The sequence below is a fragment of the Burkholderia sp. MSHR3999 genome (genome assembly GCF_000833595.1).
GTDB classification, from domain to species: domain Bacteria; phylum Pseudomonadota; class Gammaproteobacteria; order Burkholderiales; family Burkholderiaceae; genus Burkholderia; species Burkholderia ubonensis.
Map to the genome: position 1 here is coordinate 771447 of NZ_JRFO01000006.1, position 20048 is coordinate 791494.

The 20048-nt window shown below is 68.4% G+C and carries 22 protein-coding genes; 10 read left to right on the forward strand and 12 right to left on the reverse strand.

What is annotated here, in order from left to right:
* The first annotated feature begins 7 nt into the window (after positions 1-7).
* Positions 8-853, forward strand: a complete 846-nt coding sequence (locus KY49_RS20805; RefSeq protein WP_042586889.1) for a tetratricopeptide repeat protein — start codon at positions 8-10, stop codon at positions 851-853.
* 153 nt (positions 854-1006) lie between these two features.
* Entirely contained in the window at positions 1007-1537 is a 531-nt protein-coding gene (locus KY49_RS20810) for a hypothetical protein (RefSeq protein WP_042586419.1), read from the forward strand.
* Between the two features lie 25 nt (positions 1538-1562).
* On the opposite strand, the gene KY49_RS20815 is transcribed toward KY49_RS20810, so the two are convergent.
* From KY49_RS20815 to KY49_RS38670, 5 genes are all read right to left on the reverse strand, one after another.
* A complete protein-coding gene (locus tag KY49_RS20815) occupies positions 1563-2072 on the reverse strand; it encodes a hypothetical protein (RefSeq protein WP_042586420.1) in 510 nt (169 codons plus the stop codon).
* Positions 2073-2103: 31 nt separating this feature from the next.
* Positions 2104-2286: a hypothetical protein gene (locus tag KY49_RS20820; protein ID WP_059477329.1), complete on the reverse strand. Its 183-nt coding sequence runs from the start codon at positions 2284-2286 to the stop codon at positions 2104-2106.
* Positions 2287-2632: 346 nt separating this feature from the next.
* Positions 2633-2884, reverse strand: coding sequence for a hypothetical protein (locus KY49_RS37520; protein ID WP_143137440.1), 252 nt, complete (start codon positions 2882-2884; stop codon positions 2633-2635).
* Positions 2881-3468: a type VI secretion system amidase effector protein Tae4 gene (locus tag KY49_RS35960; RefSeq protein WP_082062427.1), complete on the reverse strand. Its 588-nt coding sequence runs from the start codon at positions 3466-3468 to the stop codon at positions 2881-2883. Before KY49_RS35960 ends, KY49_RS37520 begins: the two co-directional genes overlap by 4 nt.
* Positions 3468-4061 carry a hypothetical protein gene (locus KY49_RS38670; RefSeq protein WP_231636459.1) on the reverse strand — a complete coding sequence of 198 codons (594 nt, stop codon included), beginning with the start codon at positions 4059-4061 and terminating at the stop codon, positions 3468-3470. Before KY49_RS38670 ends, KY49_RS35960 begins: the two co-directional genes overlap by 1 nt.
* A 480-nt stretch (positions 4062-4541) precedes the next feature.
* Here KY49_RS38670 and KY49_RS20830 point away from each other — a divergent pair, with 480 nt between their 5' ends.
* From KY49_RS20830 to KY49_RS20840, 3 genes are all read left to right on the forward strand, one after another.
* On the forward strand, positions 4542-5462 hold the full coding sequence (locus KY49_RS20830) for a biotin--[acetyl-CoA-carboxylase] ligase (RefSeq protein ID WP_042586422.1): 921 nt from the start codon (positions 4542-4544) through the stop codon (positions 5460-5462).
* On the forward strand, positions 5459-6247 hold the full coding sequence (locus KY49_RS20835; protein WP_042586423.1) for a type III pantothenate kinase: 789 nt from the start codon (positions 5459-5461) through the stop codon (positions 6245-6247). The genes KY49_RS20830 and KY49_RS20835 overlap by 4 nt, the downstream gene beginning before the upstream one ends.
* Before the next feature lie 99 nt (positions 6248-6346).
* Positions 6347-6580: a hypothetical protein gene (locus tag KY49_RS20840; protein ID WP_042586424.1), complete on the forward strand. Its 234-nt coding sequence runs from the start codon at positions 6347-6349 to the stop codon at positions 6578-6580.
* Positions 6581-6602: 22 nt separating this feature from the next.
* Here KY49_RS20840 and rfaE2 read toward each other — a convergent pair whose 3' ends face one another.
* The 6 genes from rfaE2 to KY49_RS20870 all read right to left on the reverse strand — a co-directional run bounded on the left by rfaE2 (position 6603) and on the right by KY49_RS20870 (position 12534).
* On the reverse strand, positions 6603-7088 hold the full coding sequence (rfaE2, locus tag KY49_RS20845) for a D-glycero-beta-D-manno-heptose 1-phosphate adenylyltransferase (RefSeq protein ID WP_042586425.1): 486 nt from the start codon (positions 7086-7088) through the stop codon (positions 6603-6605).
* Between the two features lie 114 nt (positions 7089-7202).
* A complete protein-coding gene (locus KY49_RS20850) occupies positions 7203-8078 on the reverse strand; it encodes a ferritin (RefSeq protein WP_029226324.1) in 876 nt (291 codons plus the stop codon).
* Between the two features lie 437 nt (positions 8079-8515).
* Entirely contained in the window at positions 8516-9724 is a 1209-nt protein-coding gene (locus KY49_RS20855) for a patatin-like phospholipase family protein (protein ID WP_042586426.1), read from the reverse strand.
* A gap of 31 nt (positions 9725-9755) precedes the next feature.
* Complete coding sequence (locus KY49_RS20860; protein WP_042586427.1) at positions 9756-10529, reverse strand: PhaM family polyhydroxyalkanoate granule multifunctional regulatory protein; 774 nt, start codon at positions 10527-10529, stop codon at positions 9756-9758.
* 67 nt (positions 10530-10596) lie between these two features.
* Entirely contained in the window at positions 10597-11424 is an 828-nt protein-coding gene (locus KY49_RS20865; RefSeq protein WP_042586428.1) for an enoyl-CoA hydratase/isomerase family protein, read from the reverse strand.
* A gap of 117 nt (positions 11425-11541) precedes the next feature.
* On the reverse strand, positions 11542-12534 hold the full coding sequence (locus tag KY49_RS20870) for a fumarylacetoacetate hydrolase family protein (RefSeq protein WP_042586429.1): 993 nt from the start codon (positions 12532-12534) through the stop codon (positions 11542-11544).
* 136 nt (positions 12535-12670) lie between these two features.
* On the opposite strand from KY49_RS20870, the gene KY49_RS20875 reads away from it, so the two are divergent.
* From KY49_RS20875 to metH, 5 genes are all read left to right on the forward strand, one after another.
* A complete protein-coding gene (locus KY49_RS20875; protein WP_042586430.1) occupies positions 12671-13546 on the forward strand; it encodes an IclR family transcriptional regulator in 876 nt (291 codons plus the stop codon).
* Between the two features lie 141 nt (positions 13547-13687).
* Complete coding sequence (locus KY49_RS20880) at positions 13688-14962, forward strand: DUF3108 domain-containing protein (protein WP_042586431.1); 1275 nt, start codon at positions 13688-13690, stop codon at positions 14960-14962.
* Between the two features lie 285 nt (positions 14963-15247).
* Positions 15248-15505, forward strand: coding sequence for a BTH_I0359 family protein (locus tag KY49_RS20885; RefSeq protein ID WP_010090525.1), 258 nt, complete (start codon positions 15248-15250; stop codon positions 15503-15505).
* Positions 15506-15694: 189 nt separating this feature from the next.
* Positions 15695-16774, forward strand: coding sequence for a homocysteine S-methyltransferase family protein (locus tag KY49_RS20890; protein WP_042586432.1), 1080 nt, complete (start codon positions 15695-15697; stop codon positions 16772-16774).
* A gap of 47 nt (positions 16775-16821) precedes the next feature.
* The gene (gene metH / locus KY49_RS20895; protein WP_042586433.1) at positions 16822-19539 is read left to right on the forward strand and encodes a methionine synthase; all 2718 of its coding nucleotides are present in this window, start codon (positions 16822-16824) and stop codon (positions 19537-19539) included.
* A gap of 102 nt (positions 19540-19641) precedes the next feature.
* Here metH and KY49_RS20900 read toward each other — a convergent pair whose 3' ends face one another.
* Positions 19642-19965 (reverse strand): DUF1840 domain-containing protein, encoded by a 324-nt coding sequence (locus KY49_RS20900; protein WP_042586434.1) that lies wholly within the window; start codon positions 19963-19965, stop codon positions 19642-19644.
* Positions 19966-20048 lie beyond the last annotated feature (83 nt).

Consider the following 20048-nt stretch of genomic DNA (forward strand, 5'->3'; position numbering starts at 1 on the left):
ATACGCGATGCAACCGATCCGCACCATGCGGCCCGCCGAGGCGGGCTTCGCGCCAGCCGCGCGGCGCCTGCTGCGCGTGAAGCTGCCGCCCGCCGTGCTGCTGGCGGCGGTGGCGGCGATCGCCGCCGCCGCAGTCGCGGCGAGCGGCTGGCGCAGCGCCGGCCCCGCGCCGAGCGCCGCGCAGCTCGACGAATGGCAGGCGATGGTCACGCAGGCCGGCGAGCCGCACGCGCTCGCGCGGCTGCGCGACCTCGCGCGCGCCGGGTCCGCCGACGCACAGGCGGCGCTGGGCGGCGCGCTCGTCGACGCGCGCGAGCCCGGCCTGCGCGACGAAGGGCGCGGCTGGCTCGAAACCGCCGCGCAAGCGAGCGGCGCGACGCACGCGCCGGCAGCGCGCCGCGCGCAGCTCGCGCTCGGCAAGGCGCTGCTGCTCGGCAGCGGCGGGCTGCCGAAGGACTATGCGCGCGCCCGGACGCTGCTGGCCGCCGCCGCCGCGCACGGCGACCCGGCCGCCGCGTACTACCTCGGGTTGATCTATCGCAGCGGCTACGGCATTGCCGCCGATCCCGTGCAGGCGGCACGCTGGTTCGACGTGGCGTCGCGCGCGGACCTCCCGGCCGCCGACTTCATGCTCGCGAACGCGTATCGCGACGGCAGCGGCGTGCCGCGCGACGACGCGCGCGCGCTCGCGCTGTACCGGCGCGCGGCCGAGCACGAACTGCCGGAAGCGGTGCAGACGCTCGCGATGGCGTATCGCAACGGCGAACTGGGCCTCACGCCGGATGCGGATGCATTCCACGCGCAGTGGATCGAGACCGCGCACGCGCTGAAGCATCCGGTCGTCGCGCCGTAAGGGTGCGTCGGAAGCGCAGCGGTGGCCTGACACGCATGACCCGGCGCCTCGCGCATCGATCGCCTGGAACCGGGATCGGTCGCGAGACGCGGGCATGCGCGCGGCGATGCCGTATCATGCCGCCTCACAACAAAACCTGAGAGGACCGCATCCATGTTGCATCGCCTGTCCGGCCTTCGCGCCGCCCTCGGCGCCGTCGTCGCCGCCCCGTTCGTCGCGCTCGCCGCGCCGCCCGCCCATCCCGATATCTTCAACGCCGCGATCTGCAAGCCGCCGTTTACGTCGGACCTCATGAGCGCGATCTACGACACCGTCAAGGCGGCCGATCCGAAGCCGGACGAATCGATGCTGGGCGCCGCGGTCTTTCGTCTGCCAGAGCCGATCCGCCGGGACGGCTTCACGACGCAGAACGTCGTGTTCACCAGTACGGGAATCGGCGTGCTCGTGGAAGGTGAAGTCGCCGACCAGCTCGCGCAACGCTACAAGCTCGCCCCCGAGAAAGGCCACCTGCTGGGCGCGTCGTCCGTCGGCTATTCCCGCCGGCTGACCGTCCGGGGGCCGGGGGGCGCCCTGATCCTCGTTTCGGCCCGCCAGGGCCCCGCGCTGAAGGGCAAGACGCTGCTTGCCTGCGAAATGACGTCCGAGGAAGACATCAAGGCGCTGGAGCAGATGGAACAGCATTGAGCCGGCCAGGCGCCGCGACATCGCGTCAGGCGGCGCTGCTCTGCGCGGGTCGCTCCAGACGCATGTACGCGTCGGACACGATCAGCCCGAAGACGATGTGGTCGAGTGCGCTCACCCAGCCACGCGCGTCGGCGAACCACGGGAACAATTGCGTCATCCCGTAGTAATTGACGACGTACAGCAGCACGCCGAATACGGCTCCCGTCACGCTGGCCATCCCGACGCTCGAATCGAGGCTGAAACACGCGATGATCACGGCCAGGATCAGCGCAAACACGATCGACAACGCGAAGTGCACGCCCAGCGCCGCCAGCAGGATTCCCACTTCGACCGTGGCCGACGGCGCGAGCGCGTCGTCGCCGAAGTAGATGGCCGCGATCATGCGCAGCGGCGCCCACGCGTCGTGTCCGATGATGGCAGCCGCGACGACCTGGATGACGAGGAAAACCGCGCCGGCCACGCACCCGCCGATCACGGCGGCACGCCACACCGGAATGCGGTGCACGTAATGGTGCGAATGCATGTGGAGTTGCATCGCCGTCTCCTTGAAAACGTCAGCCGCCGCGTCAATGCCGGTGCGTATGCGACGTACCCGAACGCACCGCCGACCATGCCGACGCGAGCGATTCCGACAGCCGGTGACAAGCACGCGTCATCGGCGGCCCGATGGCGTCGGAGATCCGGGTCGTCTTGCGGTGGAAGCGCTCGAACAGGCTGGACAGGCTCGAACATGAATGAAGCTTGCTCATCGCCGTTTCCCTCGATGCGGCAACGACGAGAACCGGTTGGCACTCGCCGCGCATGCCGCCAAAGCGGATATATCGAACGTAGTCTCGCCGGTCGGGAAGATCAAGATGACGACGTTGCCGGCGCGTCGCTGCGTCGGGTTCCGCAGACGAAAGCGACGAAGCTGTAGTAATGCAGGATGCCGAACTGCAAGCGCTTGCGTGACCGTTCGAGCCGGGTCGTGGAAAAAAGGCCGCGCCTGATGCGCGGCCCTCGCTTAACTGGCAAGTCCAAGCGCTGTGAAAATCGCGGTAAGCCTCCCCGTCTTTTCGACCTAATACAAGGCAGCCGCAAAGGCGGCATGAATTGTCATGCTTTCCGCCTTTTTCTTACCCGGCATCGCTCCCATACATACCCGCGCCAGCCGCCGATTACCGTGCCCACAACCACGGACATAAACCAGCCGGCAAAAAACAGGTTCGCAACTTGCGGGTTCGTATCGAACAGACTTCCTTGCCCGTGAAGAATCAAAACGCCGAACAGATATAAGCCGCCCCAACAAGCAAGTGTGACTATGACCGAACCAGCAATTGCGCCGATGGCGGTTCTCAGCAGTTTCATTTTATCTGGAAGAATAAGATTGTTTTCGACCTACGAAAATCGGACCACAATCCTGGAATCACGATATTCCACCGGGTTCGGAGTCCAGTACCGAATCCCGTGAGCTTTTCGCCGTTCCATAAATCAATGTGCCCGCCGCTGGCATTCCCCTCTGTTTCCCCGTCGCGAGTCCAGTAGCCGTCAAACATGATGATCCCGGTTCGCCCCTTGACTCTATCCCTCCAATCTTCTCCAGTGACGTTTTCCGCCCTCCCCAGGCCCGCAAAAGGCTGCAACCTCAGCCATGCCCCAAGCTCGTTGGCGCGCGTAGCCGTTGCCTTTCCGTTCAGCAGGATTCGTCCGATACTCGGTTGACCACCAAGCGGTTTGACCAGTTTCGACGAGAACGACTTCATTTCAATGCCGACGCGATGAAGGGCGACGCTCATGCGAATGGCGCATTGATTGGTATAGGCTGGGTTGTCATAGGGATTGCCGGATGGGTAAGCATCCCACAGCTCCTCGAATGTTACCGCCCGCAATTGCACAACCTTGATGGAATCGGGCGTTGTGTTCGTTCTTACCGTTGTCGGGCTGTTTGGCATCACGTCCAGTCCTTGTGTACAAGAGCGTCTTCGCCCCAATAGACCGTGTAACTGTCGGCGATCTCGGAACGGATCCGCGGCAACTGGCCATTACTGTTGACATGCCCTGCGAAGGTCCGTCCATCGCTTAGTTCAATCAGATACGGATAATCCTGCGGTAGTGTGGTGCGTATACCGGCGCGCACCTGTTCGTCATACGTAGCTGAAGCAACCGTCTGCACTGCCATCGCAGCCTCGGTCCCCGTGGTGCTTGCAGCCGAGGCGCTGCTTCCTCCCGCCAGCGTCGCCGCTTCCTGCGACGTGACGATCATTTTCATGCCGCGCTCGGCATGGAAAACGGGTGGCGGATTGCATCCACAGACATTGATATCGCCGCTCAACGCCCACGGCTTGCCATTTGGGCCTGTACCCGGCAGGCGCGGCCCCTTTGGCGCGATGAACCCTTCCTGTTTGCAGGCCGTGCAATAGGTTTTCATGTAGAGCGTCGCAATATGCACGCGCGGCGGCGGATTAGAACAAGTGACGTGTTCCAATCCTTCTGTAATCGTGGCGCTGCCACCTCGATCGCCTCTGGCGAGAAAGTAGCGAATCATGCTGCCTCGCTACCGGCCTCATAGGCTGCGATATGGCTGACGTGGACGACAGCAGGCCCGATGACTGCCGGGCTGCTGACGGCCTGGGTTATCTGGCTTCCACGCTCCGTGCGTGAGTCGTCGGTGGCGAAAAGATGGGGCGGGGCCTTCTGATCGTTACTCATCTGGATTTTCCCTTCTCGACAAATGGCTGAGGATTGCTCCGTACAAAATTTGCGCGAACGAGAAAGAAGAATCAATCTGACAAATTCGAAATCCTTACCAATAAGATTCGTTTAAGTTTGTTTGCTCAATACGAGATGAACCAACGCAATCGCCATCCAGCTTGGCAAGGCGTTGGCACTCATGCTTGTGCTTGACCTGATCAAGCGCCTGCACGACCAGAACGAAAAATACATGTCTCAGCCCCGCGCACGCCGCGTCCCCGCTGCCCCCATACTTCCCGGCGCGATCTCGTCCCCTGTCGCTACAATAGCCACCATGAACGCCCCCACCTCCTCCGACACGCCCGACTCCGGCGACGCGCACATCGCGCGCAGCCGGCTCGACGCGCACCTGGACGCCGCGCCGCGCGCGTGGCCGCTCGACATCGTCGCCGCGACCGGCTCGACCAATGCCGACCTCGCCGCCCGCCTGAAGGCGCTGCCGCGCACCGCGAACGCGCTGCCCGCGCCGCTCGTGCGGGTCGCGTTCGAGCAGACGGCCGGCCGAGGCCGGCAAGGCCGCCCATGGTTCGCGCAGCCGGGCAACGCGCTGCTCTGCTCGGTCGGCTGCATCGTGCCGCGCCCGGTCGACGCGCTCGGCGGGCTGAGCCTCGCGATCGGCGTCGCGCTCGCCGAAGGGCTCGCCGCGCTGCCGCTCGACGCGCGCGCCGGGATCGCGCTCAAGTGGCCGAACGACCTGCTGCTGACCGCCGCCGACGCCGGTTCGACACACATCGTCGGCAAGCTCGCCGGGATCCTGATCGAAACGGTGTGGACGACGCCCGACGCGACGGCCGTCGTGATCGGCTTCGGCGTCAACGTGCGCGGCGCGGAAGCCGTCGCCGCGCAGGTCGACGCGCAGCGCGCGCGCGAAGCGTCGACCGCGGGCGCGCTGCCGCCCGCGGCACTGTCGTCCGCGTGGGCGGAGGCGAACCTTACCGATACGCTCGCCGCGTCGCTGAACGCGCTCACGCCCGCGCTCGCGCAGTTCGCGGCCGACGGGCTCGCGCCGTTCGTGCCGCGCTGGCACGCGCGGCACGCGTTCGCGGGCCGTGAAGTGGTGCTGATCGAGCAAGGCGCGGAACGCGCGCGCGGCATCGCGACCGGCATCGACGCGGCAGGCCAGCTGCTGCTCGACACGCCCGGCGGCGTGCAGGCGATCGCGGCCGGCGACGTGTCGCTGCGCGAGGCGCAATGAGCGCGCCGCACCTGCTGATCGACGCCGGCAACAGCCGGATCAAGTGGGCGCTCGCCGACGCGCGGCGCGAGCTGGTCGAGACGGGCGCGTTCGGCCACGCGCGCGACGGCGGCGCCGATCCGGACTGGTCGCACGTGCCGCGCCCGCGCGGCGCGTGGATTTCGAACGTCGCCGGCGCGGAGGTGGCGGCACGGCTCGACGCGCTGCTCGAGGCGCGCTGGCCGGGCCTGCCGCGCACGACGATCCGCGCATGTGCCGCGCAGTGCGGCGTGACGAACGGCTATGCGACGCCCGACCAGCTCGGCAGCGACCGCTGGGCCGGCCTGATCGGCGCGCATGCGGCGTTTCCTGGCGAAGCGCTGCTGATCGCGACGTTCGGCACCGCGACGACGCTCGAGGCGTTGCGCGCGGACGGGCGCTTCACGGGCGGACTGATCGCGCCGGGCTGGGCGCTGATGATGCGTTCGCTCGGCACGCACACCGCGCAGTTGCCGACGCTCACCACCGACATCGCGAGCGGCCTGCTCGCGCTCGCTCAGGCGGAGCCGTTCCAGCTCGACACGCCGCGCTCGCTGTCGGCGGGCTGCCTGTATGCGCAGGCCGGGCTGATCGAGCGCGCCTGGCGCGACCTGAACGCCGCCTGGCAAGCGCCGGTGCGGCTCGTGCTGGCGGGCGGCGCGGCCGACGACGTCGCGCGCGCGCTGACGGTGCCGCATACGCGCCACGATGCGCTGATCCTGTCCGGGCTGGCGCTGATTGCGGCGGAAATGGTTGCGAATGGTTGAAACGGCACGCATGCGCGTTCTCATGCGCGGGTGGGCCGGGCGAACCGAATGACCAGCCCCGCGGCTGGCCTGACTGAATGACGAAAAGAGGTGTCGACGATGCTGCGCTGGCTGATCGCTGTTCTCTTTCTCGCCAACATGCTCGCGCTCGTGGTGGCGCGCGGCGTGTTCGGGCCGCTGCCGGCGGCCGGCCCGCGCGAACCGGGGATGCTGTCGCGGCAAGTGCACCCCGACGCGCTGCGCGTCACACCGCTCGCGCACGCTGCCGATCAGGCGCTCACGGGCGGCCCGATCGCGGCACCGGCGGAGCCGCTCGCGGCATCCGCGCCCTGACGCCGCGCGCGGCGGCGCGGATTTACGGCTGCTGCGCGCGCACCTTCTTCAACAGCGCGGTGGTCGAGCGCTCGTGCTCGAACGGAATCGCCAGCGCCCGGCCGCCCCAGCCGCGCACCAGCGCGGATTCCGGCAGCACGTCCATGTCGTAGTCGCCGCCCTTGACGAGGATGTCCGGATGCACGGCCTCGATCAGCGACACCGGCGTCTGCTCCTCGAACTTCACGACCCAGTCGACGCTTTCGAGCGACGCGAGCAGCGCCATCCGGTCGTCCTCGTGGTTGATCGGGCGGTCGTCGCCCTTGCCGAGCATGCGCACCGACGCGTCGCTGTTGACGCCGACGATCAGGCACGCGCCGAGCGCTTTCGCGTCGGCGAGATAGGTGACGTGGCCGCGATGCAGGATGTCGAACACGCCGTTCGTGAACACGACGGGCGCGGGCAGCGACGCGCGCAGGGCGACGAGCGCGTCGCGGGTGATCAGCTTACGTTCGAAGGTAGCGGGCATGATGGGTGACTGGCGGAAGCGAACGGCGTGCGCGGCGCGCATGCCCAAGAAAAAGCCCGCCGAGCCGGGCGGGCTTCATGTCGCGCGCGCCCTCGCCGGGCGCGCGTCTCGTCGTCAGGCCGGCTGGGCAGCCGACTGGCCGCCTTCGGCCTGCAGGCGGCCGGTGACTTCCTTGCGATACCGGTTGAGCTCCTGCGCGGTCGCGAACGTGCGCTCAAACAGGATCGACAGGTTGTGCAGGATGCGCTCGACGACCTTCTTCTCCCACTCGCCGTCGAAGCGGATCTGCTCGTCGAGCCAGCGCTCGAGCCACTCCGGATCGGGCAGGCGCGACTGCACGGTGTCGCGCGGGAACAGCGCCTGGTTCACGTGCAGGTTGGTCGGGTGCAGCGGCTTCTCGGTGCGGCGCGCCGACGCCATCAGCACGCCGATCTTCGCGAACGCCGCGCGCGCGACGTCGCCGCAGTTCGACAGCGCCTTCTTCATGTAGCGCAGGTACGCGCCGCCGTGGCGGGCTTCGTCACGCGAGATCGTTTCGTAGATGTGCTTGATGACCGGCTCGGTGTGCCAGTCGGCCGCGCAGCGGTACCAGTGGTTCAGGCGGATCTCGCCGCAGAAGTGCAGCATCAGCGTCTCGAGCGGCGGCGCCGGATCGAACTCGAAGCGCACCGCGTGCAGCTCCTCCTCGGTCGGCACCAGCTCCGGCTTGAAGCGGCGCAGGTATTCCATCAGCACGAGCGAGTGCTTCTGCTCTTCGAAGAACCACACGCTCATGAACGCGGAAAAGTCGCTGTCGTGCTGGTTGTCGCGCAGGAACATTTCCGTCGCGGGCAGCGCCGACCACTCGGTGATCGCGTTCATCTTGATCGTCTTCGCCTGCTCGTCGGTGAGCAGCGAAGCGTCGAACTTGTCCCACGGAATGTCCTTCTCCATGTCCCAGCGGACGGCTTCGAGCGACCTGTAAAGTTCCGGATAAAGCATGGTGTTCATGATGGTCCCACCCCTGTTCTGCGCAATGCGACTTCTCTTAAACGTGACCGTTGCAGCAATGCGCGTGCGGACGCGCTTTTTGCAACCAAGACTGTAATTTTACGCGTGAAACCAGCCCCCGGGCCGCGTGTTCCGCGTCCGGCAGCCGCGCGGCCGCGTAAGCCGCTCGCTTGGGGCAAGCCTGCGCGCCGCGCTCCGCTCGAACGGAACCGACCGCGCGTGCCTGAGTGGGGGCCGGCGCTGGCCGGCTTCGCTGGCGAGCCCGTCGCGGCCCCTTGCGGGCGCCGGTCCGGCGAGCTGCTCGATTTGATGTATTCGGCGGCGGCCATGATAGCACGCACGCATGACGGTTCCGAGACAGGCTTCCGGTCGCTTCCCGACAGCCGCCATGCGGCAAAGCGTCGCAGCCGGCATCGCGAAAACGCAGCCGATCCGCGTCAGACCCGCATTTCCCCGGCCGCCTGCCCGTCGGCCGGCGACGCGCTCGCGCCGTCCGCATGCGCGATCCAGCCGGCGAGCGTGTCGTGCTGCGCGCAGCCGTCGCGATAGCCGAGCTCGATCAGCTCGCGCGCGAACGCCTCCTCGAACAGCAGGTAGCTCGCGAACGACGCGCCCGCCGGCTGGCTGCCGCCGACCGCGCCGAGCAGTCCGCGCACGGTGAGCGGCAGTTGCTTCAGGTGTTTCGCGGCGATCAGCTCGATGCGCTCGGACGGCGCGATCGCCAGCACGTCGACGTGCCGCCAGCCGCTGTCCACTTCGATCTGGTGCGGCAGGTGCGCGATCATCCGGTTGATGTGCTCGATCCGTTCGATGTCCGAGCCGATCGAGTCGAGAAACACGCTCGCGAGCACCTGCTGGCCGATCTGCGCGAGCGACGGATAGCCGCGCACGAAGCCGCCGCCGTTCACCGGGATCTCCGGCCGCGGGTCGGCCGCGCCGACGACCACGATCCGGTCCGCGCCGAAGTGGATCGCCGGCGACAGCGGCGCGATCTGGCGGATTGAGCCGTCGCCGAAATACTCGATCTGGCCGTCGAGCACGAGCGGCACGGCCGGGAACACGAACGGAATCGCCGACGACGCGAGCAGGTGCGACGCCGACAGGTCGACCAGCCGCGCGGTGCGCTGCGCGCGCCGCCACGCCTGGATCGGTTCGGCGGCCTGGTAGAACGTCAGATGGCGGCCGCTCGAATAGCTGAGCGCGGTCACCGCGAGCGCATGCAGCGTGCGCGCCTCGAGCATCTGCTCGATCCGGTGAAAGCTCAGCTCGCGCTGCAGCAGATGCGCGAGCGGCGCGTTGTCCAGCAGGCCGCGCGGCGAACGGCGGGCCGCCCAGCCGAAGCTCATCGCCGCGAGCCAGCGCGCACCCGCGGCGGCGATGCCGAGCCAGTCGGTGCGGTACACGTAGTCCGCGCGCAGGTGCTCCCAGAATTCGAGCAGGCGGCGCACGCCGTGCGAGAAATCGTCGGCGTGGCTCGCGATCGACGTCGCGTTGATCGCGCCGGCCGACGAGCCGCACACGACGCCGAACGGCAGCGTGCGCCGTTGCGGATCGGCCGCGAGCGCGATCTCGGCCAGCGCCTTCAGCACGCCGACCTGATACGCGGCGCGCGCGCCGCCTCCCATCAGTACGAGCGCGAGCCGCATCGCCAGGCCTGCTACATGAGCCGCCGCGCCGTCACGTCGAGCGCTTCGGCGGACGGCTCGCGGGCGTCGACGCGGCCGCCGCGCGCGCCGCGGCCGAGCCGGACGATCCGGACGATCCGGCCGGCTTCGCGCGCTTCGCGGCGGGCTTGCGCGGCGCCGCCGGCGGCGGGTCGGCCGGATCGGGCCGCGCCGCGGCCGATGCCGCCGGCGCAGCCGGCGCGTCCGGCGCGGCCGGTTGCGCGCCCGGCTGCGCCATCGCGAGGCTCGCGAGCTGGTTGAACTGCGCCTGCAGCAGGTTCCACCAGCCGGCCGGATCGAAGGCCGCGTTCTGCGCGGCGCTCTCGCCCTCGGGCGGCGCGTCCGCCTGCGCGCCTTCCGGCGCGGCCTGCTGCGTGTCGCCGAGCGGCGTCGCGGCCGCCTTCGCCGCCGCGACGGCCGCATCCTCGGCGGCCGACATCGAGGTTTGCGCGAACGCGCCGAACGCGCGCAGCGTCGCGAGCGTCGCGCGCTGCACTTCCATCGCCTGGATCGCGGACTGCAGCATCCCGAGGTTCAGCTTCAGCCATTGCTCGACCGCGCGCAGGTCGGTGATGCGCTTGTCGAGCTCCTCGACGCTGGCGAGCGGCGCCATCATGTCGGACATGCCCGACAGCGACGGCGGCAGCCCGTGCGTCGCGCCGGGAAACGCGCCCATGCCGCCGAACGGCGTCATGCGGATCATTTCCCACATGCGTTCGAGCATGTCTGCAGGCTGGAAGCCGGCGAAGCCGGAGAAAGGATTGGAGCCGGAGGTATCGATCGTCATGCGGGCATCCTGGTTGACTGGGGGAGCGGCCGGATCGCCCGGCCGCCTGGATCGATCATAGCGCGCGTCAGAACGGCGCGCCGCCGGGGAAGTCGGGCGCTCGCCGTTCGCGCAGCGAGCGAATTCCCTCCTGCACGTCGGGCCCCGAAAAACCCATGAATTCGAGCGCGAGCGACGCGTCGAAGGTCGGCCCCGCCGAGCGCAGCCAGTTGTTGAGCGCGTACTTGGTCCAGCGGATCGCCGTCTGCGAGCCGTGCGCGAGCTTCTCCGCGACCTCGTACGCCTTCGGCAGCAAATCGGGCTCGTCGACCGCGAGCGACACGAGGCCGATCCGCTCGGCCTCCTCGCCGCTCACCGGCTCGCACAGTAGCAGGTAGTACTTCGCCTTCGCCATTCCGCACAGGAGCGGCCACACGATCGCCGCGTGGTCGCCCGCCGCGACGCCGAGCCGCGTATGGCCGTCGATGATGCGCGCGCTCTTCGACGCGATCGAGATGTCGGCGAGCAGCCCGGCGACGAGCCCCGCGCCGACGGCCGGGCCGTGCATCGCGGACACGATCGGCTTGCTGCAGTTGATCACGTTGTAGACGAGGTCGCGCGCTTCGCGCCAGACCCGCGCGCGCACGTCGAAATCGTTCGCCATCTGCTCGACGAGCGCGAGGTCGCCGCCCGCCGAGAAGCCCTTGCCTTCGCCGCGGATCACCGCGACGCGCGTGTCGGGATCGCGATCGACGTCGCGCCAGATGTCGGCCAGCTCGCGGTGCATGCGCTCGTCGGCGGTCGCGAGGCCGCTCTTGTTCGCGCCTTCGCCGCTCATCACGATCTCGAGGATGCCGTGCGGCTGGCGCCGCACCTTCAGTGCTTCATAACCGCTGTAGATGGCGGTATCGGACATGCGCAGCTCCTTGCGGAAAAACCCATGAGTCGAGTGTAGCCAAGCCCGCACGGGCAAACATCGGGCGAAACCCGGCGCGCGCGCCGCAACCGGGTTGCGCCCGCGCGCTACATTACGTCAGGCGGCGCCGTCGGGCGGCGCGACCGACTGCTCGATCGCGCCGAAGATCGACTTGCCCGCGTCGTCGAACATCTCGATCTTCACGGTGTCGCCGTAGCGCATGAACTGCGTTTGCGGCGCGCCGTGCTCGATCGTCTCGAGGCAGCGCTTCTCGGCGATGCAGCAGTAGCCGCGCTTCGAATCCTTGTTCGACACCGTGCCCGAGCCGACGATCGAGCCCGCGCGCAGGTTGCGCGTCTTCGCCGCGTGCGCGATCAGTTGCCCGAAATGGAACACCATGTCGGTGCCCGCGTCGGGCTGGCCGACCTTCCTGCCGTTCCAGTGGACGATCATCGGCCGGTGCACGCGGCCTTCGCGCCAGTGCTCGCCGAGTTCGTCCGGGGTGACCGCGACCGGCGCGAACGCGGTCGCCGGCTTGCTCTGGAAGAAGCCGAAGCCCTTCGCGAGCTCGGCCGGAATCAGGTTGCGCAGCGACACGTCGTTCACGAGCGTGACGAGCCGTACCGCCTTCAGCGCGTCGTCGGGCGACGCGCTCATCGGCACGTCGCCGGTGATCACCGCGACTTCCGCCTCGAAGTCGATGCCCCATTCCTCGGACGGACAGACGACGTCGTCGCGCGCCCCGAGGAAATCGTCGCTGCCGCCCTGGTACATCAGCGGATCGGTCCAGAATTCCGGCGGCATCTCGGCGCCGCGCGCGCGGCGCACGAGCTCGACATGGTTCACGTACGCCGAGCCGTCGGCCCACTGGAACGCGCGCGGCAGCGGCGCCATGCAGTTCGCCGGATCGAACGGGAACGCGTGCCGCGCGCGGCCGTGGTTCAGCGCGTCGTACAGGTCGCGCAGCTGCGGCGCGTAGAACGCCCAGTCGTCGAGCACGCGCTGCAGCGTCGGCGCGATCGCGTCGGCGATCGCCGCGGTGTGCAGGTCGCGCGACACCACGATCAGCTGGCCGTCGCGCGTGCCGTCCTTCAGCGAAGCAAGTTTCATAAGGGGAATCTGCCGTTGTAGTGACGATGGAAGGAATCTATTTTACGATGGTGAATCCGTGCGGCGCACCGCGCTTGCGAGCGCCGCGGCCGATTCGAACCTTCCCTCCAGATCGCGCGCCGCGCGCCGTTGCCCCATGCCCGCCAGCCAGCTCCCAGACGACGATCTCGCCGACTCCGACACCGCCGACGAAGCCGCCGGCGATGGCGGCGACAACGGCGAGAAGGTCCGCTCCGGCATCCAGTCGATCGAGGTCGGCTTCCGCCTGCTCGACGTGCTGACGAGCGAGCCGCGCGCGATGATGCTGCGCGATCTCGCGCAGCGCGCGGGCATGAGCCCGGCGAAGGCGCACCGCTACCTCGTCAGCTTCTCGCGGCTCGGCGTCGTGTCGCAGGACCCCGTCTCCGGCCGCTACGAGCTCGGCGGCTTCGCGCTGCAGATGGGCCTCGCGCGGCTCGCGCGGGTCGACGGCGTGAAGCTCGCGCGGATCGCGCTGACCGAATTGCGCGACCGGCTCGACCAGACGGTCGGCATCGCGGTGTGGGGCAACCAGGGCCCGACGATCGTGCACTGGATGGAATCGAGCCATCCGGCGAAGGCGTCGCTGAAGCTCGGCGACGTGATGCCGCTGCTCGGCTCCGCGACGGGCCTGTTGTTCGCCGCGTACCTGCCGCGCGGCAAGACCGCCGCGATGATCGAGCGCGAGCTCGCCGACACGCGCCGCTCGCCGCATCACGGCGGGCCGCGCACGCTCGCCGAGGTCGACGCGGTGCTCGCGGACGTGCGCGCCCATGCGGCCGCGCGCGTCGAAGGGATGCTGCTGCCGACGATCCACGCGTTCTGCATGCCGGTGTTCGACGCGGTCGGCGAGCTCGCGCTCGCGATCCTCGCGCTCGGCCACGAAGGCACGTTCGACATCGCGTGGGGCGGCGAGATCGACACCGCGCTGCGCGCCTGCGCGCAGAAACTGTCGTACGAACTCGGCTATAGTCCGGACGCGCGCGACGCCTGACGCCTGACGCCTGACTCCTGACGCGTGGCGCGCGACGCGCCGCATGAACGCGCGGCGCGCCCGGCGGTCCGATTCCTGACGCAACCTGCCAGCCGGCGCGCCGACGCCGCGCAACCGCCCCGAACCCTTCGCTGCCCGACGATGCCGCCCTCCGACGCCCGCCCCCGCTACGCTCCGCCCCGCCGCTGGCTGCGCGCGGGCGTCGCGCTCGTCGTGGTGCTCGTGCTGCATGCGCTCGCCGCGCTGTGGTTCATGCGTCATCGCGAACCGTTTACGCCGCCGGCGCCCGCCGAGGTGCCGGTGCAGATCGAGCTGCTTAGGCCGCGGCCGATCGAGCGGCAGCCGGCGCAACCCGCGCCGAAACCGGCTGCCAGGCCGGGCGCGCCGAAGCCGGCCGCGCCGAAACCCGCGAAGCCGGCGGCCGCGCCATCGCGACCGGCGCCGCAGGAGCCGGTGCTGACGTCGACGCAGACCGCCGCGGAAGGCGTGCCGGCGGCCGCGGCCGCATCCGCCGGCGGCACCGCAACGGGTGCCTCGGGCGCCTCGGCTGCAACGGCCGGCGGCGCAAGCGGCGCAGCGACGGCCGGCCCCGCGTCGAGCGGCGTGAAGTTCGCCGCGCCGCCGTCCGGCGACCTGCAATACGATGCGTTCTTCAACGGCATGCAGAACTCGACGGGAACGATCCACTGGCGCACCGACGGACAAACGTATGAGCTGTCGGTGACGATGCCGGTGCCGTTCATCGGCCCGTTCAGGTACCGGAGCCAGGGCCGCGTCGATGCATACGGGATCGCGCCCGACCGATACGTCGAGCAGCGCGGCAAGCGCCCGGAGGACATCGCGATCTTCAACCGCGAAATCCGGCAGGTCGTGTTCACGCGCACGCCGGACAACGCGCCGCTGCCCGACGGCACGCAGGACCGCTTCAGCATGCTGATGCAGCTGTCGGGCCTCGTGCGCGGCAATCCCGACGCCTACCGGCGGGGCGTCACGCAGCAGTTCTTCGTGATCGACAACAACAGCGGCGAGACCTGGCCGATCACGGTGATCGGCGACGAGCCGGTGCAGACCGCCGCCGGCTTCATCGAGACGCGGCACTTCATGCGCCTGCCGCGCCGCGCCGGCGACACACGGCGCATCGACATGTGGCTCGCGCCGTCGCTCGGCTGGCTGCCCGCGCGGCTCATGCAGACGGAACCGAACGGTGCGCAGATCGAGCTGCTGTGGCACGGCCCGCTCGCCGCACCCGCCGCACCCGCCGCACCCGCCGTGCCCGCCGTGCCCGCCGTGCCCGCCGTGCCCGCCGAAGCGGCGCCGGACACCGGCGGCACACCGAATGCGGCGTCCGACGCCGCCGCACCGGGCATGCCGAATGCGCCGCCCTCGGCTGCGTCGTCGCCACCCGCGGCGCCGTGAGGCCACGTGCCGCGCCCGCGAATCGGCAAATTCGACCGATGGTTACCCGCCATAAAGATCGGCGGTCACGCGCCGTAATATCAGTCATGCCGTCCATGACACTCTTTAACAACTATTTCGGTACACCGGCCGACAATAGGAAACGTTTCTGAGATATCGGCTTCTAACCGATACACCCCATGCAGAGGGAACGGGGTGTGCAGCGCAAGCCCCTTGAAACCGGCGAGGTCTACCCCACCTAGGGGAACAACAAGGCCAGAAGCCACTGCGAAGAGGAGTGCCGCCATGCAAATGATCTACAACAGCCCCAACTACTGCGTCGTCGAGTTTCCGCCGCAGGTCGGCCATCACGCGATGAATTCGGGTGGCTACGAAATCGTCGACAAGAATGCGCAGCGCGAAATCTTCATCGATGGCGAACTCGCCGCCCGGTTTCGCGAGCACGTGAAGCAGCTGATCGAGGACGAGCCGTCGCTCGACGAAGTCGACGAATTCCTCGGACAGTTCGACAGCCTGATGACGCAACCGGTCGTCCTGCACTGACGACACGCCAGCCCGGCGCCCGATACTGGCCGATGCCGCCGGGTTCGCCGCAAGCACTCCGATCCCGCCCCCGCCCGGTCCGCCGCGCGGGGGCTTTCATTTGGCGCCGCGCCACGCCGGACGGCGGGCGGCCGCAACGGCTACAATGGCGCTTTTCCCGCTTCTTTCCCACTTCGCCGGTCATCCGCCATGTCTGCGACTTCATCCGCCGTTCGCTCCGCCCCGTCAGCCGCGCCCGACGCCCCGTACACGCGCGGCGCCCAGCTGCCGGTGCTGCTCAAGCAGCGCATCCTGATCCTCGACGGCGCGATGGGCACGATGATCCAGCGCTACAAGCTCGACGAGGCCGCGTATCGCGGCGAGCGCTTCAAGGACTTCCCGCGCGACATCAAGGGCAACAACGAGCTGCTGTCGCTCACGCAGCCGCAGATCATCCGCGAGATCCACGACCAGTACTTCGCGGCCGGCGCGGACATCGTCGAAACCAACACGTTCGGCGCGACGACGGTCGCGCAGGCCGACTACGGGATGGAAGACCTCGTCGTCGAGATGAACGTCGAATCGGCGCGGCTCGCGCGCGAATCGGCCGCGAAATACGCGACGCCTGACAAGCCGCGCTTCGTCGCCGGCGCGATCGGGCCGACGCCGAAGACTGCGAGCATCTCGCCGGACGTCAACGATCCGGGCGCGCGCAACGTCACGTTCGACGAGCTGCGCGACGCGTACTACGCGCAGGCGAAGGCGCTGCTCGACGGCGGCGTCGACCTGTTCCTCGTCGAGACGATCTTCGACACGCTGAACGCGAAGGCCGCGCTGTTCGCGCTCGACCAGCTGTTCGAGGACACCGGCGAGCGCCTGCCGGTCATGATCTCGGGCACCGTCACCGACGCGTCGGGCCGCATCCTGTCCGGCCAGACGGTCGAGGCGTTCTGGAACTCGCTGCGCCATGCGAAGCCGCTCACGTTCGGCCTGAACTGCGCACTGGGCGCGGCGCTGATGCGCCCGTACATCGCCGAGCTCGCGAAGCTGTGCGACACCTACGTGTCGTGCTACCCGAACGCGGGCCTGCCGAACCCGATGAGCGACACCGGCTTCGACGAGACGCCCGACGTCACGTCGGGCCTGCTGAAGGAATTCGCGCAGGCCGGGCTCGTGAACCTCGCGGGCGGCTGCTGCGGCACGACGCCCGAGCACATCGCGGCAATCGCGAAGGCGCTCGCTGAAGTGAAGCCGCGCCGCTGGCCGGCCCAGTACAGCGACGCCGCCTGACCCGACCGATTCCACGCCCGTCTCACACCACACGAATTCGCACCGCCATGACCGATCACACGATGCGCCTTGCCGGCCTCGAGCCGTTCAACGTCACGTCCGGGACGCTCTTCATCAACGTCGGCGAACGCACCAACGTCACCGGCTCGAAGGCGTTCGCGCGGATGATCCTCAACGGCCAGTTCGACGAGGCGCTCGCCGTCGCGCGCCAGCAGGTCGAGAACGGCGCGCAGGTGATCGACGTCAACATGGACGAGGCGATGCTCGACTCGAAGGCGGCGATGGTGCGCTTCCTGAACCTGATCGCGTCGGAGCCGGACATCGCGCGCGTGCCGATCATGATCGACTCGTCGAAGTGGGACGTGATCGAGGCGGGCCTCAAGTGCGTGCAGGGCAAGGCGATCGTCAACTCGATCTCGCTGAAGGAAGGCGAGGACGCGTTCGTCCATCATGCGAAGCTGATCCGCCGCTACGGCGCCGCGGCCGTCGTGATGGCGTTCGACGAGCAGGGCCAGGCCGACACGTTCGCGCGCAAGACCGAGATCTGCAAGCGCTCGTACGACGTGCTCGTGAACCAGTGCGGCTTCCCGCCGGAAGACATCATCTTCGACCCGAACATCTTCGCGGTCGCGACCGGCATCGAGGAGCACAACAACTACGCGGTCGACTTCATCGAGGCGACCCGCTGGATCAAGCAGAACCTGCCGTACGCGAAGGTGAGCGGCGGCGTGTCGAACGTGTCGTTCTCGTTCCGCGGCAACGACCCGGTGCGCGAGGCGATCCACACGGTGTTCCTGTACCACGCGATCCAGGCGGGGATGGACATGGGCATCGTCAACGCGGGCCAGCTCGGCGTGTATGCGGAGCTCGACCCGGAGTTGCGCGAGCGCGTCGAGGACGTGATCCTGAACCGCCGCGCGGATTCGACCGACCGCCTGCTCGAGATCGCCGACAAGTTCAAGACCGGCGCCGCGAAGAAGGAAGAGAACCTCGAGTGGCGCAACCAGCCGGTCGAGAAGCGGCTCGCGCACGCGCTCGTGCACGGCATCACGAACTTCATCGTCGAGGACACCGAAGAAGCGCGCGCGAAGATCGCCGCGGCGGGCGGCCGCCCGATCAACGTGATCGAAGGCCCGCTGATGGACGGGATGAACGTCGTCGGCGACCTGTTCGGCCAGGGCAAGATGTTCCTGCCGCAGGTCGTGAAGTCGGCGCGCGTGATGAAGCAGGCGGTCGCGCACCTGATCCCGTTCATCGAGGAAGAGAAGCGCCTGCTCGCGGAAGCCGGCGGCGACGTGCGCGCGAAGGGCAAGATCGTGATCGCGACCGTGAAGGGCGACGTGCACGACATCGGCAAGAACATCGTGTCGGTCGTGCTCCAGTGCAACAACTTCGAAGTGGTCAACATGGGCGTGATGGTCCCGTGCAACGAGATCCTCGCGAAGGCGAAGGTCGAGGGCGCGGACATCATCGGGCTGTCGGGCCTCATCACGCCGAGCCTCGAGGAAATGGCGTACGTCGCGTCGGAAATGCAGCGCGACGACTACTTCCGCGTGAAGAAGATCCCGCTGCTGATCGGCGGCGCGACCACGTCGCGCGTGCACACGGCCGTGAAGATCGCGCCGAACTACGAGGGCCCGGTGGTCTATGTGCCGGACGCGTCGCGTTCGGTGTCGGTCGCGTCGAGCCTGTTGTCCGACGAAGGCGCGGCGAAGTACCTCGACGAGCTGAAGTCCGACTACGAGCGCATCCGCGACCAGCACGCGAACAAGAAGGCACAGCCGATGGTCACGCTCGAGCAGGCGCGCGCGAACAAGACCAAGGTCGACTGGGCGAACTACCAGCCGGTCAAGCCGAAGTTCATCGGCCGCCGCGTGTTCAGGAACTACGACCTGAACGAGCTCGCGAACTACATCGACTGGGGCCCGTTCTTCCAGACCTGGGATCTCGCGGGCCCGTACCCGGCGATCCTGAACGACGAGATCGTCGGCGAATCGGCGCGCCGCGTGTTCTCCGACGCGAAGTCGATGCTCGCGCGGCTGATCCAGGGCCGCTGGCTGACCGCGAACGGCGTGATCGCGCTGCTGCCGGCGAACACGGTCAACGACGACGACATCGAGATCTACACCGACGAATCGCGCTCGGAAGTCCTGCTCACGTGGCGCAACCTGCGCCAGCAGAGCGTGCGCCCGGTGGTCGACGGCGTGACGCGGCCGAACCGCTCGCTCGCCGATTTCATCGCGCCGAAGGAATCGGGCGTCGCCGACTATATCGGGATGTTCGCGGTGACGGCCGGCCTCGGCGTCGACGTGAAGGAAAAGCAGTTCGAAGCCGACCACGACGATTACAGCGCGATCATGCTGAAGGCGCTCGCGGACCGCTTCGCGGAAGCGTTCGCGGAGGCGATGCACGCGCGCGTGCGCCGCGAGCTGTGGGGCTATGCGGGCGGCGAGACGCTCGACAACGACGCGCTGATCGCGGAAAAGTACGTCGGCATCCGGCCCGCGCCCGGCTATCCGGCGTGCCCGGATCACCTCGTGAAGCGCGACATGTTCGAAGCGCTTAATGCGGAAGAGATCGGCATGACGGTCACCGAATCGCTGGCGATGCTGCCGGCGGCGAGTGTGTCGGGCTTCTACCTCGCGCACCCGGACAGCACGTATTTCTCGGTCGGGAAAATCGGCCAGGACCAGCTCGAGGACTACGCGCAGCGCATGGCGCTGTCGCTCGACGACGCACGCCGCGCGCTCGCGCCGCAGCTCTGATCCGCATCGGCGGGCGGCGCGTGCCGCCCTTTCATCCGATGAATGCCCAGCAAAAAGCCCGCTCGAGAGCGGGCTTTTTGTCGTGCCGGCGGCCGGCGGAGGTCAGAAACCCCAGTGCACGTCGGCCTGGCCGGCCTTCGCTTCGCGCAGCATCGACAGGAACGGCGCGACGCGCTGCGCGAGGCTCGGCGGCACTTCGTGGTGCGCGTGGTCGTCCTCGTCCTCGTGGAAATGGCCCGCATGCTCGGCGCGCTCCTGCTTCGCCTGCGTGACGGCGTCTTCCAGCTTCGCGATCGCGTGATCCAGCTCGTCGTGCGTAATCACGCCGCGCTCGCCGAGCTGCTTGCCGACGAGGCCCAGTACGTAGACGGCGAAATCCTTCAGCACGTCGAGATCCTGTGCCGCCTTGCTTTTGAACGTAATCATGACTATTCCCTTTTCATCTTGTTGTGCCCGCCGGGCCCGGCTGGGGCCGCCGGCGGGCCGACGTCCGCCCTCGAGCACGCGTG

What these genes read in the sequence shown, in the direction of transcription:
- KY49_RS20805 (WP_042586889.1), top strand. Translation starts at nt 8, where the DNA reads ATGCAACCGATCCGCACCATGCGGCCCGCCGAGGCGGGCTTCGCGCCA.
- KY49_RS20810 (WP_042586419.1), top strand. Translation starts at nt 1,007, where the DNA reads ATGTTGCATCGCCTGTCCGGCCTTCGCGCCGCCCTCGGCGCCGTCGTC.
- KY49_RS20815 (WP_042586420.1), bottom strand. Translation starts at nt 2,072, where the DNA reads ATGCAACTCCACATGCATTCGCACCATTACGTGCACCGCATTCCGGTG.
- KY49_RS20820 (WP_059477329.1), bottom strand. Translation starts at nt 2,286, where the DNA reads ATGAGCAAGCTTCATTCATGTTCGAGCCTGTCCAGCCTGTTCGAGCGC.
- KY49_RS37520 (WP_143137440.1), bottom strand. Translation starts at nt 2,884, where the DNA reads ATGAAACTGCTGAGAACCGCCATCGGCGCAATTGCTGGTTCGGTCATA.
- KY49_RS35960 (WP_082062427.1), bottom strand. Translation starts at nt 3,468, where the DNA reads ATGCCAAACAGCCCGACAACGGTAAGAACGAACACAACGCCCGATTCC.
- KY49_RS38670 (WP_231636459.1), bottom strand. Translation starts at nt 4,061, where the DNA reads ATGATTCGCTACTTTCTCGCCAGAGGCGATCGAGGTGGCAGCGCCACG.
- KY49_RS20830 (WP_042586422.1), top strand. Translation starts at nt 4,542, where the DNA reads ATGAACGCCCCCACCTCCTCCGACACGCCCGACTCCGGCGACGCGCAC.
- KY49_RS20835 (WP_042586423.1), top strand. Translation starts at nt 5,459, where the DNA reads ATGAGCGCGCCGCACCTGCTGATCGACGCCGGCAACAGCCGGATCAAG.
- KY49_RS20840 (WP_042586424.1), top strand. Translation starts at nt 6,347, where the DNA reads ATGCTGCGCTGGCTGATCGCTGTTCTCTTTCTCGCCAACATGCTCGCG.
- rfaE2 (WP_042586425.1), bottom strand. Translation starts at nt 7,088, where the DNA reads ATGCCCGCTACCTTCGAACGTAAGCTGATCACCCGCGACGCGCTCGTC.
- KY49_RS20850 (WP_029226324.1), bottom strand. Translation starts at nt 8,078, where the DNA reads ATGAACACCATGCTTTATCCGGAACTTTACAGGTCGCTCGAAGCCGTC.
- KY49_RS20855 (WP_042586426.1), bottom strand. Translation starts at nt 9,724, where the DNA reads ATGCGGCTCGCGCTCGTACTGATGGGAGGCGGCGCGCGCGCCGCGTAT.
- KY49_RS20860 (WP_042586427.1), bottom strand. Translation starts at nt 10,529, where the DNA reads ATGACGATCGATACCTCCGGCTCCAATCCTTTCTCCGGCTTCGCCGGC.
- KY49_RS20865 (WP_042586428.1), bottom strand. Translation starts at nt 11,424, where the DNA reads ATGTCCGATACCGCCATCTACAGCGGTTATGAAGCACTGAAGGTGCGG.
- KY49_RS20870 (WP_042586429.1), bottom strand. Translation starts at nt 12,534, where the DNA reads ATGAAACTTGCTTCGCTGAAGGACGGCACGCGCGACGGCCAGCTGATC.
- KY49_RS20875 (WP_042586430.1), top strand. Translation starts at nt 12,671, where the DNA reads ATGCCCGCCAGCCAGCTCCCAGACGACGATCTCGCCGACTCCGACACC.
- KY49_RS20880 (WP_042586431.1), top strand. Translation starts at nt 13,688, where the DNA reads ATGCCGCCCTCCGACGCCCGCCCCCGCTACGCTCCGCCCCGCCGCTGG.
- KY49_RS20885 (WP_010090525.1), top strand. Translation starts at nt 15,248, where the DNA reads ATGCAAATGATCTACAACAGCCCCAACTACTGCGTCGTCGAGTTTCCG.
- KY49_RS20890 (WP_042586432.1), top strand. Translation starts at nt 15,695, where the DNA reads ATGTCTGCGACTTCATCCGCCGTTCGCTCCGCCCCGTCAGCCGCGCCC.
- metH (WP_042586433.1), top strand. Translation starts at nt 16,822, where the DNA reads ATGACCGATCACACGATGCGCCTTGCCGGCCTCGAGCCGTTCAACGTC.
- KY49_RS20900 (WP_042586434.1), bottom strand. Translation starts at nt 19,965, where the DNA reads ATGATTACGTTCAAAAGCAAGGCGGCACAGGATCTCGACGTGCTGAAG.